The sequence below is a fragment of the Arthrobacter sp. HLT1-20 genome, from assembly GCF_054510895.1.
Window position 1 is genome coordinate 75,778 of record NZ_JBTNDR010000005.1, and the last position, 14,305, is coordinate 90,082.

The 14,305-nt window shown below is 62.1% G+C and carries 13 protein-coding genes and 1 tRNA gene; 9 read left to right on the top strand and 5 right to left on the bottom strand.

The features are described from left to right. Genes ACX80Q_RS04615 through ACX80Q_RS04625 form a run of 3 tightly spaced genes read left to right on the top strand, consistent with a single transcriptional unit; the run spans position 1 to position 3,648 of the window. On the top strand, positions 1–1,359 hold the full coding sequence (locus tag ACX80Q_RS04615) for an acetyl-CoA C-acetyltransferase (protein ID WP_459329348.1): 1,359 nt from the start codon (positions 1–3) through the stop codon (positions 1,357–1,359). 4 nt (positions 1,360–1,363) lie between these two features. Continuing rightward, positions 1,364–2,740, top strand: a complete 1,377-nt coding sequence (locus ACX80Q_RS04620; protein WP_459329349.1) for a 3-oxoacyl-ACP reductase — start codon at positions 1,364–1,366, stop codon at positions 2,738–2,740. Further along, the gene (locus ACX80Q_RS04625) at positions 2,737–3,648 is read left to right on the top strand and encodes a MaoC/PaaZ C-terminal domain-containing protein (protein ID WP_459329350.1); all 912 of its coding nucleotides are present in this window, start codon (positions 2,737–2,739) and stop codon (positions 3,646–3,648) included. Before ACX80Q_RS04620 ends, ACX80Q_RS04625 begins: the two co-directional genes overlap by 4 nt. Positions 3,649–4,177: 529 nt before the next feature. Here the strand turns inward: ACX80Q_RS04625 and ACX80Q_RS04630 are convergent. Further along, positions 4,178–5,857: an alpha/beta-hydrolase family protein gene (locus ACX80Q_RS04630; RefSeq protein WP_459329351.1), complete on the bottom strand. Its 1,680-nt coding sequence runs from the start codon at positions 5,855–5,857 to the stop codon at positions 4,178–4,180. A 124-nt stretch (positions 5,858–5,981) separates the two neighbouring features. Here ACX80Q_RS04630 and ACX80Q_RS04635 point away from each other — a divergent pair, with 124 nt between their 5' ends. Next, a complete protein-coding gene (locus ACX80Q_RS04635) occupies positions 5,982–6,830 on the top strand; it encodes a PhzF family phenazine biosynthesis protein (protein ID WP_459329352.1) in 849 nt (282 codons plus the stop codon). A gap of 44 nt (positions 6,831–6,874) precedes the next feature. Here ACX80Q_RS04635 and ACX80Q_RS04640 read toward each other — a convergent pair. Beyond that, positions 6,875–6,957 (bottom strand) — tRNA-Leu (locus ACX80Q_RS04640). A 189-nt stretch (positions 6,958–7,146) separates the two neighbouring features. On the opposite strand from ACX80Q_RS04640, the gene ACX80Q_RS04645 reads away from it, so the two are divergent. The 4 genes from ACX80Q_RS04645 to ACX80Q_RS04660 all read left to right on the top strand — a co-directional run bounded on the left by ACX80Q_RS04645 (position 7,147) and on the right by ACX80Q_RS04660 (position 11,657). Further along, entirely contained in the window at positions 7,147–8,451 is a 1,305-nt protein-coding gene (locus ACX80Q_RS04645) for a M20/M25/M40 family metallo-hydrolase (RefSeq protein WP_459329353.1), read from the top strand. 9 nt (positions 8,452–8,460) lie between these two features. Then, positions 8,461–9,621 (top strand): acyl-CoA dehydrogenase family protein, encoded by a 1,161-nt coding sequence (locus tag ACX80Q_RS04650; protein WP_459329354.1) that lies wholly within the window; start codon positions 8,461–8,463, stop codon positions 9,619–9,621. A gap of 169 nt (positions 9,622–9,790) precedes the next feature. Further along, positions 9,791–10,045 (top strand): hypothetical protein, encoded by a 255-nt coding sequence (locus ACX80Q_RS04655; protein ID WP_459329355.1) that lies wholly within the window; start codon positions 9,791–9,793, stop codon positions 10,043–10,045. A 31-nt stretch (positions 10,046–10,076) separates the two neighbouring features. Beyond that, complete coding sequence (locus tag ACX80Q_RS04660; RefSeq protein ID WP_459329356.1) at positions 10,077–11,657, top strand: DUF6895 family protein; 1,581 nt, start codon at positions 10,077–10,079, stop codon at positions 11,655–11,657. On the opposite strand, the gene ACX80Q_RS04665 is transcribed toward ACX80Q_RS04660, so the two are convergent. Both ACX80Q_RS04665 and ACX80Q_RS04670 read right to left on the bottom strand, forming a co-directional pair. After that, entirely contained in the window at positions 11,614–12,321 is a 708-nt protein-coding gene (locus tag ACX80Q_RS04665) for an AfsR/SARP family transcriptional regulator (protein WP_459329357.1), read from the bottom strand. The two genes, ACX80Q_RS04660 and ACX80Q_RS04665, sit on opposite strands and share 44 nt — an antisense overlap. Positions 12,322–12,584: 263 nt before the next feature. Beyond that, on the bottom strand, positions 12,585–12,824 hold the full coding sequence (locus tag ACX80Q_RS04670) for a DUF5703 family protein (RefSeq protein ID WP_459329358.1): 240 nt from the start codon (positions 12,822–12,824) through the stop codon (positions 12,585–12,587). A gap of 132 nt (positions 12,825–12,956) precedes the next feature. On the opposite strand from ACX80Q_RS04670, the gene ACX80Q_RS04675 reads away from it, so the two are divergent. Then, positions 12,957–13,241: a hypothetical protein gene (locus tag ACX80Q_RS04675; protein ID WP_459329359.1), complete on the top strand. Its 285-nt coding sequence runs from the start codon at positions 12,957–12,959 to the stop codon at positions 13,239–13,241. Between the two features lie 109 nt (positions 13,242–13,350). Here ACX80Q_RS04675 and ACX80Q_RS04680 read toward each other — a convergent pair whose 3' ends face one another. Further along, on the bottom strand, positions 13,351–14,283 hold the full coding sequence (locus ACX80Q_RS04680) for an aldo/keto reductase (protein ID WP_459329360.1): 933 nt from the start codon (positions 14,281–14,283) through the stop codon (positions 13,351–13,353). Positions 14,284–14,305 lie beyond the last annotated feature (22 nt).

Here is a 14,305-nt window from a genome sequence, read left to right on the forward strand (position 1 = left end):
ATGACTACTCCAACAGCAGGCAGTGACAACGTGGCAACCACAACAACAGGCGCAGGCAGCCCGGGCATCCGCAAGGCCGTCGTGGTGGGCGGCAACCGTATTCCCTTTGCCCGAAGCGGGGGAGCCTATGCGCATTCCTCCAACCAGGACATGCTGACCGCGGCGTTGGATGGCTTGGTGGCCCGCTTTGGCTTGGCCGATGAGGAAATTGGTGAAGTTGCCGCCGGTGCTGTCTTGAAGCACTCCAGGGATTTCAACCTCACCCGTGAGGCTGTTCTGGGCTCTGCCCTGGCTGCAACCACACCCGCCTACGATCTCCAGCAGGCGTGCGCCACCGGTTTGGAAGCGGTCATTGGCCTCTCCAACAAGATCAAGTTGGGACAGATTGATTCCGCCATTGCTGGCGGCGTGGATTCAGCATCGGATGCGCCCATTGCCGTCAGCGAAGGATTGCGCACCATTCTGCTGGATCTCAGCCGTGCCAAGTCGCTCGGTGACAAGGTCAAGATCGCCAGTCGAATTCGCCCCAAACACCTTTCCCCCGACGCCCCCTCCACCGGTGAGCCCCGCACGGGGCTTTCCATGGGAGAGCACCAGGCCCTCACCACTGCCCAGTGGAAGATCAGCCGGGAGGCGCAGGATGAGCTGGCCTATGCCAGCCACAAGAACCTTGCCGCCGCCTACGACAACCATTTCTTCGATGACCTGCTGACCCCGTTCCGTGGCCTGAACCGAGACTCAAACCTGCGCGCAGACACATCCGTGGAGAAACTCGCCAAGCTAAAGCCAGTCTTCGGCAAGGCTCTGGGGGATGCGGCCACCATGACGGCAGGAAACTCCACTCCCCTCACCGACGGCGCCTCCACCGTGTTGCTCGCCTCCGAAGAGTGGGCCGCTGCACGCGACCTGCCGGTGCTGGCCGAAGTGGTGGACGGCGAAGCCGCCGCCGTTGATTTTGTTCACGGCAAGGACGGGCTCCTGATGGCTCCGGCGTTCGCTGTCCCGCGCCTGCTGGCCCGCAACGGTCTGACCCTTGATGACATTGACTACTTTGAAATTCATGAGGCCTTCGCCGGCACGGTGCTGAGTACGCTGGCCGCCTGGGAAGACGAAGAATTTGGCACCACACGCCTGGGCCTGGCCGGCGCTTTGGGATCCATCGACCGGTCCAAGCTGAATGTCAACGGCTCCTCGCTGGCGGCAGGCCACCCCTTTGCTGCCACCGGTGGCCGACTGGTGGCCAGCCTTGCCAAGCTGCTCCATGAGCGCGGCGAGGTGGACGGGCGCCCGGCGCGCGGCCTCATTTCCGTGTGCGCAGCCGGCGGCCAGGGCGTTGTAGCCATCCTGGAAGCGAGGTAACCCAATGACTTCCCCCAACAAATCAGCCGGCATTCGCGAACAGGCCGACAAGTACACCGAATTCGTTAGCCGGGGCTTCGGCAAGGATCTGGCCAAACGCCTGGGCCTGCCCCAGCCAGCCATCCTGCGCCGCTACACTCCCGCGGCCCCCTTGGTGGATGGGCCCATCCTTGTGGTGGGTTCTTCAGACGGGGCCGACGCCGTTGCAACAGTGTTGCTTCAGTGGCGCCAGGACGTGCGCCGGCACGCCACCCCGAAGGAAAAGTTGGGCGCCATTGTGGTGGTGCTGGATGAACTGGAGCACCCCAACCAGCTCTCGGCACCCATGCTGGCCGTGGGCCAGGCGCTGCGGGATCTCCACAGGAACGCCCGTGTTGTCAGCATTTCCCGCCCGGCCACCTCGGCCGACGAGCCCGGCATTGCCGCTGCACGCGCCGGTGTTGACGGGATCATCCGGTCAGTGGCCAAGGAGTTGCGGGCTGGCGCCACGGCCAATGGTGTGGTGCTGGCGAACGGCATTGCGGCGGATTCGCCCAGCGCCATGTCCGCCTTACGGTTCTTCCTCTCCGGCCGCTCCGCCTTTGTGGACGGCCAGTTCCTCACAGCCTCCTCCGAGGGATCCACGGAAGCGCCTGATTGGGACGCGCCCTTGAAGGGAAGCGTGGCAGTTGTAACAGGAGCCGCCCGGGGAATCGGGGCTGCCATTGCCCGCACCTTGGCCCGCGATGGCGCCACTGTCATAGCAGTTGATGTGCCGGCAGCGGGGGACCACTTGGCCGCCGTCGCCAATCAGATTCATGGCACGGCGCTGCAACTGGACATCACCCACCCGCAGGCCGGGGAGCGCATCCTGGAGCATGCAATCCAGCGCTACGGTCGCCTGGACATAGTTGTCCACAACGCCGGCATCACGCGCGACAAATTGTTGGCCAACATGGATGCCGCCCGGTGGGATTCGGTGATCGCCGTGAACATCGACTCGCAACTGCGCATGAACAAGGCGTTCTTGGCCAGTGAACACTTCAGCCGGAATCCACGCATTGTCAGCGTTGCCTCCACGAGCGGCATTGCCGGCAACCGCGGCCAAAGCAACTACGCGGCCTCCAAGGCAGGGGTCATGGGCATGGTCCGGGCCACGGCACCCTTGTTGGCGGCCCGTGGCGGCACGGTCAACGCGGTGGCGCCGGGCTTCATTGAAACAGACATGACAGCCAAGATCCCCTTCGCCACCCGTGAAGTGGCACGGCGCCTGAACAGCCTGCAACAGGGCGGCAAGCCCAGTGACGTGGCGGAGACCATTGCTTACTTCGCCTCGACGAACGCGGCGGGAGTCAGCGCAAACATTCTGCGTGTATGCGGACAGAACCTGGTGGGGCAATGACAGTCGACACAGTTTTGACCGAGATGCCCTCGCTCTCCAAGCTTTACGTCAATGCGGCAGCCACGGCGGCCAAGGCTCGGCTGACCCGCCCCGCCCTGGTGACAGGCCTGCCCGCACGCGCCGTGGAAGTGCGCGGCGTGCGGGCCGATCTTGCCAAGCTGACGGAGTTCGCCCACCTGATGGGCGAGCCTGCACGCGACATCCTGCCCTCGGGCTACCTGCACGCCCTGGTGTTCCCGGCGGCCATGAGCGTCATGGTCCAGGATGACTTCCCGCTGCCGCTGTTGGGCATGATTCATCTGCGCAATCAGGTGCAGCATTTTGCCCCGGTGCTGTTCAGCGACGAACTGTCTGTGCGGGCCTGGGCGCGGGATCTGAGCGGGCACAGGATTGGCACGCAGGTTCAGATTGTGGCCGAGATCCACAATGCCGACGGCACAGAACTGCTGTGGCGCGGCGTGTCCACGTACCTGGCCAAGGGTGTGTTTCTGCCGGGGCTGGACAAGCCCTCGCCGGCTCAGCCGCGGGTGGAGTTCGCGCCTCCGGTGCCCACCGCGCAATGGCAGCTGGGGGTGGATACAGGCCGCGCCTACGCCGCCGTCTCGGGTGACTTCAACCCGATCCATCTGAGCGTCCTGAGCGCCAAGGCCCTAGGTTTGCGCCGCTCCATCGCCCACGGCATGTATGCCGCGGCGCGTGTTTTGGCCACCGTGCCGCAGTCCAAGCCCCATTCCTTCAGCTGGGACATCACCTTCGATTCGCCGGTGTTCCTGCCAGCAACGGTGTCCCTGGAGGTGCTTGATCACAGGACGGACGACGGCGTATGGCTGAGTTCCGAGTTCACCGCATGGCACGCACGCAGCGCCAGAAAGTACTTCAGCGGAACAGTCACGGCAGGCTGCGCCTAGGTAACTATTGCAACTGGCCCGCAGAAATCGCCGAAAATACACGGTTTTACCGTGATTTTCGGCGTTTTCTGCGGGCCAGTTGGTGGGTGGCGTTGCCGCGCCACTGGTGATCGTCACTGTTGCTTGCGAGGCAGGAATCCTGCGGTTGCTGACGGTACTGCGACACCTGGATGGCGCATGCATTCAATTCGGCCAGCGCCGACTTGGGCTATGCGCAGCCGTCCTTGTCAACACGGCGCTGCTGTGACACTGGCGCCTCGCCAGCGACGACGCGTGCGCAGACACAAAGTGGCCCCAGGGTATGCGCCACGCCAACTCCCCGACTGGCGCATAACCCAGCAAAGAGCACCCAGCAGACCCCAGGCATTTCACAACACGCCCTCAACAAGCCAAGACAACCCGGAGACGAGGTCACCCCACCCACGCTGCCCAACTCACCCCATTTACGTATCAGTGGGCGAGGGCGTGGTGGGGCCCACGCGCCCGAGGGACCTGACGCGAGCTAGCGAGCCTCGGGAGCCGGTGGGGTCTAGTTGGTCATTGACTCTTCGTAGGGGTAGCCCTCAATGACCGACTGGATCCGTTCCACGGCCGCACTGTCCAGAGCGCTGGGCAGAACATTATTCCAGGCTTCCACGGCCACGTCGCCAAAGTTGTGTCCATGGCTGTGGGGCACGGATTCGCCCATGAACATGTCAAAGGCCACCTGGAGGTAGGTCACCAGGGGGATCCAGCGCATGGAGTCACTGACGTCGGGAGCTCGCCCGCCGGTCTCAGAACTGCCACCCAGCCATTCCGGCTTCTCCCAGATCAGCCTTGGTGTCAACCAGGTGACGGCGTCGGTGCCGTGTTGCAGGTACGCTATCCGCCCAGATTCCCACGGGCCGGGTACGCGGGCAAAATCGCCGCTGTTGGAAAGCCAGCGGACGTGCCGGCCGCCGTCGAACGTGGGCTGCCAGAGCGGGGTGCCAGGGTCTCTGGACTCTTGCAGGGTGCCCCACGGCTGTGAGTTGTTGGGGGCGCCGGAGAACACTGCTCCGTCCACGCTGCCGGTCAGATCAGCCACGTCAGTGAAAGCTGACTGCATGCCCGAGGCTCCAAGGCTCAGGCCATAAACCAACAATTTGGGTCGGTCCGCCACCGGCATCGACTCCCATTCGCTCCGCACCGCCTGGTACAGAGCCTGGGCGGATTCGCGTGGGAGGTTCTGGTGGAAGAGGAAGGACACCCAGCTGGGCTGGTACGAATACTGCATGGAGACAATCGCCGTGTCACCGTTGTGCAGGTACTCCAGAGAATCCACGGCCTGGCGCTCCAGCCAGCCGGAGCCCGTGGGGGTGGCAATCATGAGTGCCGCACGGTTGAAGCCGCCCGTGCGCTTGAGCTCCGCAACGGCCAGTTCGGCCCTGCCGGTCATGGAGCCCGCCTGCTCCGAACCGACGTAGACCCTGACGGGCTGTTGTGCCGGCTGAGAGGTGAGTTCCTCGATGGCGGCCGCCGTGGGGCCGCCACCAACAAAAGCCCGGCCCTGCATCCCAAGTTTCTCCCATTCCACAGCGGATTCCGGCCCGGCCGAGCGGAACTCCGAGGACGGCTCGCTGATGCCTTCAGGAGTGGTGGCATTCCGGGCGGCGAACACGTTGTCGGTGCCAAGCAGTGCGGCGCCGACCAGGAGCGACATGGCCAGCGCAGCAGTCAGGGCGCCCGTCAGCAGCCCGCCGGCCTTGACCAGCACCGGTTTCGCTGAGGCATGTGAGGCCCAGATCCGCCCCACGGCAGCCATTTTCCGCAGTCCCCAGTGGGCTGCAAAAACCACCCCTGCCACAATCACGGCGACCGCAAAGAAGGTGGCCAATTCCACGCCGTCAACAGGCGGCATCTCAACATTGCTGCGCACCTCGTTTTGCCACCGCACCGTCAGGGCGCCAAGGACAGCAACATACAACGCCACAGCGGCCGCAATCGCCAGCCAAGCCCACGGCGGCAGGGTGAGTTTGCGGGGGAGGGTGAGTATCCGGCGTCGCACCAGTTCGCCGGACACCGTCCTCAACAGCCAGGCTGCCCCCAAATAGCTCAAGCCAAATGTCAGCCCCACCAGGAAACCCTGAAAAAGTGCGGGCCGGGGGACAAGGGACGGAGTAAGCGCCAACCCGGCGGCGGCCATGCCTGCCAAAAGTGCAAATATCCGGGTGGAGCGACTGTTGTTCATCAAGCTAACCCTCTGACACGTGACAAATGAAAATATCAGCCTAGCCGGTACAAGGGGCCACTTTTGTCTCTTTGGACACAGGATTACGCGGGAATTTATGCCAGCGCAGCAGTACCGTAAGGGAATGGAGATACTTCACTTCACGGCATTTACAACCGACCCCGCCGGCGGCAACAAGGCGGGCGTGGTGCTTGACGCCGGTACCCTGGCTAGCGGCCAGATGCAGGAGATCGCTACACGGCTTGGCTACTCCGAGAGCGCCTTCCTCACACCGCGTGCGGATGCCAGCTACAGCGTGCGCTATTTTGCCCCCGCAGCGGAGGTGCAGTTCTGTGGCCACGCCACCCTTGCGGCGGCCGTGGCACTTGCCGAAGTCAGGGGAACAGGCCCCCTCATGTTCCATACCCCGGTGGGGGTGATCCCGGTGGGCACTTTTGAAAAAGAAGGCGTTATCCAGGCCACGCTGACCAGCGTTGAAACGCACATTGCGGAGCCTTCGGCACCAGTGCTTGGGCGGCTTTTGGGGGCGTTGCGGCTTGGTGCCGCTGATCTTGACCCGGCGTTGCCTGTGCTGGTGTCCTTTGCTGGCAACTGGCACCCCATAGTTCCAGTGGCTTCGGCAGCAATCCTTGCGTCTCTGGACTACGATTTTGACCAGCTTGCGGCACTCATGGCTGACCATGGTTGGGGAGCAACAGTGAATATTGTGTTCAGGCTCACAAGCAATTCCTTTGAATCACGCAATCCGTTCCCGCCGGGAGGGGTTCGGGAGGATTCGGCAACGGGGTCGGCGGCCGCATCCCTGGGTGGATATCTTCGGCATTTGGGCGAACTGGAATTGCCCGCAGAAATATCTGTTCTGCAGGGCCACCACATTGGCAGCGCCGCACAGCTGCAGATCGTCATTCCGGAAGCCGGCGGCATTCGCGTGTCCGGTGCGGCTGTGCGGCTTGGCGGGTTCAGTACGTGTTAAACCAAAGACTCCCTGAGAACCTAAGTTCTCAGGGAGTCTGTCCGTGCGCGAGAAGGGACTTGAACCCTCACCCCGTTTCCAGGACCAGCACCTCAAGCTGGCGCGTCTGCCATTCCGCCACTCGCGCAGGTGATGTCGGGAGCGATTCTTCTTTTCAGTGGAATCGTTGTCTCCCTCAGCAGCGATGAAAACAATAGCACGACTTTTGCGCAAAACAACAATCGAGTAATTCCCGTCCAAAATTTGGGCCCGCCGGGGGCCAACTGGGCCCAAACGGTAGGCTGAGTTGTACGCCACCGCACAAAGGAGTTTCCCTGTGAATACCGTCAGGCCCGAGGATGAAGTTGCAGGCATCTGCGCCGATCTCATCCGCTTTGACACCAGCAACTTTGCCGACAATGAAGGTCCCGGAGAGCGGGCTATTGCCGAGCACACGGCAGCCTTGATTGCCGAAGTTGGATTTGCGCCTGAACTGTACGAGTCCTCGCCGGGCCGTGCCAACGTGGTGACCCGGGTGGAGGGCAGTGATTCGTCCCTGCCAGCCCTGGTGGTGCATGGCCATCTGGACGTGGTCCCGGCGCAGGCTCACGATTGGAGCGTTGACCCGTTCGGCGGAGAAGAACGTGACGGGCTCATTTGGGGCCGCGGTGCCGTAGACATGAAGGACATGGACGCCATGATCCTCTCGGTGATGCGCTCCATGGGCCGGGAGGGCCGCAAGCCCAAGCGGGATATCATCTTTGCTTTCTTCGCCGACGAGGAAGCTGGCGGCGCCTACGGGGCGCGCTGGAGCGTGGACAACCGGCCGGAACTCTTTGCAGGCGCCACGGAAGCCATCTCCGAAGTGGGTGGCTTCTCCACTGACATCAACGGAAAACGCGCCTACCTGTTGCAGACAGCGGAAAAGGGTCTGGCCTGGCTCCGGCTGACGGCCCACGGCCGAGCCGGCCACGGCTCTCACATCAACACCGACAATGCCGTTACCCGCCTGGCCCGGGCCGTCACCCGCATTGGTGATCACCAGTGGCCCATCGAATACACGGACACCACGCGGGCGTTCCTGGAAGGCGTCTCTGAACTGACCGGCGTCGAATTTGACGAGTCAAACCCGGAAACGCTGCTCAGCCAGCTGGGCACTGTGTCCAGGTTTGTGGGCGCCACCTTGCAAAACACAGCCAATCCCACCTTCCTGAAGAGCGGCTACAAGGCCAATGTGATCCCGGGCACGGCTGAGGCCATGATCGACATCCGCACGCTACCCGGCCAGCATGAGCAGGTGCTGGAACTGGTGCGTGAATTGGCCGGCGATGGCATTGACATCACCACCATCCACAACGACGTATCCCTGGAAACTCCCTTTGCCGGCAATTTGGTGGATGCCATGATCGATTCCCTGCATGCTGAAGACCCCGGATCCACCGTGTTGCCGTACACGCTATCCGGAGGCACTGACAACAAGTCCCTGAGCCGCCTGGGCATCACCGGCTACGGTTTCGCCCCGCTGCAACTGCCGGCGGAGTTGGACTTCACCGGCATGTTCCACGGCGTGGATGAGCGGGTCCCGGTTGATTCCCTGAAGTTCGGTGCCCGCGTGCTGGACCGCCTGCTGAGCAACTACTAAGGATCGGCCATGAGCGTTGAACTAGGTGAACTTCTACCCGATGCACTGCTGGAACGGTTCCGCGGGCGCGCCAAAGGCTATGACGAACGCAATGAGTTCTTCCATGAGGACCTCGCCGAGCTGAAATCGGCAGGCTACTTGCGGATGTTCGCTTCCACGGACGACGGCGGACTCGGCTTTGGGCTGGAAAAGGCCGCCGCCGCGCAGCGACGGTTGGCAACGGCCGCCCCGGCAACGGCGTTGGCGATTAACATGCACCTGGTGTGGACGGGTGTTGCCCACCTTTTGTTGGTACAGGGGGATGAGTCCCTGCACTACGTGTTGACCGAGGCGGTGGCGGGGGAGGTGTTTGCTTTTGGCAATTCCGAGGCAGGCAATGACCAGGTGCTCTTTGACTCCAACACCGTGGCACAGCCGCTGGGCGACGGCAGCTATGCCTTTACAGGCACCAAGATCTTTACATCCCTGTCGCCGGCGTGGACAAGGTTGGGGATCTTTGGCAAGGACAGCACAGGGGAGGAGCCCGTGCTGGTGCATGGGTTTATCACCCGTGAAACTCCCGGCTACACCATCAAGGATGACTGGAACACCCTGGGCATGCGGGCCAGCCAGTCAAACACTACTGTCCTGAATGGCGCAGTCGCCCCGGCTGACCGCGTCTTTAGGAAGCTGCCGGTGGGTCCTAACGCGGACCCGCTGATTTTTGCCATCTTTGCGTGCTTTGAGACTCTCCTAGCGGCTGTCTACACGGGGCTGGGGGAGCGGGCCCTGCAAATAGGTGTGGCCACAGTTCACCAGCGCACGTCCAAGAAAAATGGTGGCAAGAGCTACGCGCAGGATCCTGACATCCGCTGGCGGATTGCCGACGCCGCCATGGCCATGGATGGGCTCTACCCCCAGCTGGAAGCCGTGGCCAGGGACATTGACCGGCAGGTGGACCATGGCGGCATGTGGTTCCCAAAGCTGGTGGGGCTGAAGGTCCGTGCCACCGAGACGGCCCGCACCGTGGTGGATCTGATCATTCGGGTGAGCGGCGGTGGCAGCTACTTTGCCGGGCATGAACTGGGCCGGCTGTACAGGGATGTCCTGGCCGGCATGTTCCACCCCTCGGATGATGAATCAGCCCACTCCACCATCGCCAATGCCTGGCTGGGACCCATCGAACCCTAGCGCCGGCGGCACTCAGGCCGGCCGGGTAGCGCAGTAACGTGCGGATAACGCGTGCGGGCGGAGAATCGTAACCACCCCGGCAACACGCTGGCAGGCCCGTTCCGGGGGGAAAGGCCGTTTGGTCTGGCCAAACGGCGAAAAACGATGAACTGTAAGACGGGTGATCCACATGTCACAAAAGCTAAGCCACGGAGATATTCAGCAGGTCGTCAAATCCCTCGACGAGTCAAAGACCGTCAATCTGGATGTTTCCATCCGCCAATTGGTGGAGAGTGTTGCCGGAGTAGTTTCCAACAAGGGCGATGAGCTCAGTCTGCACGTCTTGTGCTGCAATGAGTACTTCCTTGTCACCGGCATTGTTGCTCCACAACTCGAAGAGGTTAGGGGCCAGGCGGATTCAGTCCGCGAAGCCTTGGCCGAGTAATTATCGAGGCAACCCTGTGAGGGGAAAATCCATGGACCCGACAGCCCACACGCCGCACCGTCCCTGCCGGGGCGAGCGTTGGGGGCTGTCCGGGGAGGATCTGCTCTCACGGCTCAACGGCGTGGTCGATTTTGCCGGCTGGCAAGTCACGCGACTCGGAGGCTATGAGGAGTATCTGCCCGACTTTGGCGAAGGGTCAAGGGTCCGGTTCACCGACAAAATCCTTATTGAGGCTGCCCTGCTTGTCCTTGTGGGTGCGCGGGTGGCCCGGAATGCGCCTGAACTGGCGGCGGCGGTTGAGCGGCTCGCAACAGCGCTGGATGGGCAAGTTCGGAGCCCGCGCAACAAGTTCCTGATCATGCGATACCCGGAGATGAGCGCTTCAGTGGGTATTGGTCACGCCATTCTCAGCCATGCAGGATGGCCAGATTCCATGTTCGACGCCGTGTTCCGTTCCGCCCTGCTGGGGGGACACGCCGCCGGGGTTGAACGGCTGCCGTATCGATGGCTGGAATTTTCGTGGCTGAACCAGCTGGTGGACCCAACCCACGTGCCCAACTGGCGGCTTCAGGTGCAGGGATCCACCATCGCTTCCCCCACACACCCCATCTTCATGTCAGGTGATGATGCCTATGCCATCACCCATGCACTGATGTTTCTGGGGGACTTCGGGCTGCGGACTGTGGAGGAGATCGACAGGGATTTTCTCTCGCAGCAATTACAGTCCATCATTGCCTGGCAGCTGGCCGATGAGAATCTGGACATCGCCGGCGAAGCCCTCCTGGGCCAAGCCATTCTCGATCTGGAACCAACGAGGGCTGCAACACTCGGCGTCGAATCATTGCTTGGCACCTGGGATGAGCTGGGTTTTCTGCCCTGTCCCAGTTTCCGTGCTGATGAGTTTGCCGGGCTTGACGGGACTGCCCGCCGCTCCTACGCGTTCGAGCACACGTATCACACAACCTTTGTGGCTGGGCTGCTGTGTGGGGTCCTGCTACTTGAACCGCTACCCACAGGACTGGGTGGCTGGGACAGCACTGCCAAGCCGCTATGCCCGGTTCTTGCTGTCCCCACGTCACTGGAACTTCGCCACGCCGCGGAACGGGCCTACGCCTTTTGCCGCCGTGCGGGAATGGAGGGAGCTACGGAGCCAACCAGCAGCGCGTCCACTCATGCTTCGCCGACGGAACGGCTGCAACAGTTTTTCAATGGGCTTGCCCGCCCTCGCCGCCAACTTCTTTCGAACGCCGCCCAACAGCACCCGATGGATGCCGCGTCTCACCTGCTGCTCTCGGATGCCATCTTGCTGCTGGCAGCGCATGAGTACCGGCTGGATGTGGTTGGGACGGAACTAGCGGTGGCCGCCCAAGGCCCTGGCAACGTTACCGAAACGGCGCTGGCCGCCGCGAGTTACCTGCTCCAGCAACAGAACGCCGATGGGTCTGTTGGTGGCTGGGTGGCGGCTGCCTCCTCCGAGGTGGCCACGACCCTGACGGTTACATGCCTGGCCGCGGATGCCTTCCGAATCCTTGCGGACCGGCCAGGGCCGATTCGCGCCGTCGCGGCAGCTACGCCTGATCCACGGTCTGTTTGGTGCCCAGTGAATCCATGAGCGCCCTGAAACACGCCGACGGCCCCACTCCCAGCTCCTGCTCCAACAGTGAGCGAAATTCGTGAAACGCAAGCCAGGCAGAGGCAATGTTGCCGCTTTGGATATGGCTTTGAAGCAGGAGCAGCTGTGCGCTTTCACGCAGTGGTTCCAGCCAGGTGGCGGCAAGGGCAGCTTCCAGGGCCCGCCCCGAGGCACCCGCCTGCAGACACTGCAGCGCCAGCGCCTCCAAGCCGTCCAGGCGCAATTGCAGCAGCCGAGCCTGTTCGAACACCACCCAATCGTCATACCAACCAGGGAGAAGGTCTGCATGGTAGAGGGCATATGCCGCATCCGGGGCTAGAGTGTTGCCGGTTGCCTGGATGCTGGTGATCAGTGACTGGACGTTGTGAAAGTCTATGGCGACGTCCGGTTCCAACATCAGGAATTCGCGCGAAGGATGAACAAGGCCCGGGAGTTTGTGCGAAATTTGAAACAAGCTCGCCCGTAGATTGCCTGCCGACTGTGCCTCGGTACTCTCCGGCCAGAGCAGGTTTGCTAAGGAATTTCTTGACCGGGCCCCAAGAATGCCCAGCGCAGCGATGACGCGCTGTTGGCGGTGACCAACATCGACGGGTTGGCCGTCGAGTTTGAGGAGCCAAAAGCCCATAAGGTTGAGTTCCCACATATGAAATGACTCACAGCCCATGCTTCCCCCCAACCCCGACGCCGCCACAGTCAAGTGGACCGGCAAGCTAACCCTTTGCCCCATCGTGAGAGTCGTCTTTGCGATTGTTCACCCATCAGATTGATCATGGGCGCACCACCCTGTGGAGTCAATGAATTGAGGCGCGTCTTGGCCAATCGGATGAAGTCCTGCTGCAGCTGTTGACAGTCTGGGGGGACAGACAGCCCTGGTGCTTACCAGTCTGATGGCTGGTAACTGGGCGCTCAGTAAACAGTCAAGGTCCGCTCCACCCGCAGCACCTTGCGCCGCATGAGGTACTTTCGCTCCCCGCCCAGGTAGAGGGTGCTGCGTTCAAGCTCCCACTTGCCATATTCTGCATGTTCACGCAGGCGTTGGTAGGCGATGGGAACAGATTCGCCGGGGGACACTGTGATGAGTAGATATTCGTACTGGCGCAGAGGCGCCCCACGCCCCGACAGTGCCGGCTTCAGTGTTTCCCTCATGGACCGTCCTCTCTCAACAAGGTCTGCGAACTGCCGCTCATCTACAAAACCTACCTCTTGGCACGGCAGCCACCTACCGTGGAAGGCGAAAAGGACTTTCATGTTGGGGAACTGACTGGTACCGTCAATCGCATGAGCATTGATCCGCGCGAAGCACTGAGTGCATTGACCACAGCCTTGGAAGAACACTTGGTGGCCGCGTCAGCCCGCCGCGGGGAGGAAGACCCCATTGTTGAGGCCACTTTCTTGGGCATCATTGACGCCTTTGAAGCTTACGAGGAAGCACTTTTCGACGCCTTTGACGAAGTGACACCACTGGTTATCTACGGTGAAGACGGTGAAGATTTCGACGAGGAATCCGAAGAGGCGGACGGCGCCGATGATTCTGACGACGATCTTGAGCCGGTCTCCGAGTAGTTTTCCTGCGTTCGGGCAATGCCTGATTGTTCTTGATTCTTAAAGTGTGAGAGCCCTCCAAAGAGGGCTCTCACACTTTAACCGCCATTCGCGCCGAAACCACTGAGCTCTACAGCTGGGAGACCTCGTTCAACACGCTGAGGATCGGCTCGGGCAGCGGGGTCAGCGATGATTTGAGAATCTCGTTGAGCTGTTCCGGGCTTCGCGGGCCGATGACTGCTGCGGAGACTCCGTGGTGGTCCAGCAGCCAGCTCAAGGCCACGTCCAGTGGCGGCCTGCCCAACCCTTTGGCGGCTGTCAGGAGGGCCTCGGTGATGTTCGCCGGGCGGCCTTCCAGATACTTTTCCACGTAACTTCCCATCGTGGCACTGGCGCCCCGGGAGTCGCTGGGAATCTGCCCCCGATATTTTCCGCTCAAGACACCGCGGCCCAGGGGGGCCCAACAGAGCAATCCCGTGCCCACATGTTCGGCGGCGGGCACCACATGGTTCTCAACATCGCGGGCCAGCAAGGAGTACTCCACTTGGTTGGCCACAAGGGCCGTATCGCTCAGTGTTGCCGCGCGGGCCAACTGCCAGCCGTTGTAGTTAGAGACTCCGGCGTAGCGGACCCGCCCGCTGCTGACGGCGTACTCGAGGGCCCCCAGGGTTTCCTCCAGTGGCACGTTGTCATCCCAAATATGTGCCAGCCACAGATCCAAATGATCCGTTCCCAACCGTGCCAGCGAGGCATCCAACCCGGCCAGCATGGCGCGGCGGGATGTGTCCACCATGCGTTTTCCGTTGCGGTGGCTGATGCCTGCCTTGGAGATCAGGACAACGTCACTGCGGGGGACAACGTCACCCAACAGCTCGCCAAGTATGGCCTCGCTGCGGCCCTCCACATAGCTGACGGCTGTGTCCAGCGTTGTGCCGCCCGCGTCCACAAAGTCACGCAGCTGTGTCCGTGCAGCTTCTGCGTCAGTTTCTTTTCCCCAGGACATTGTCCCCAGTGTCAGCGCCGAGACGCGCAGCCCGCTGGTCCCCATGAATCGTTGTTCCATACCTGCAAGCTTACGGTGATCT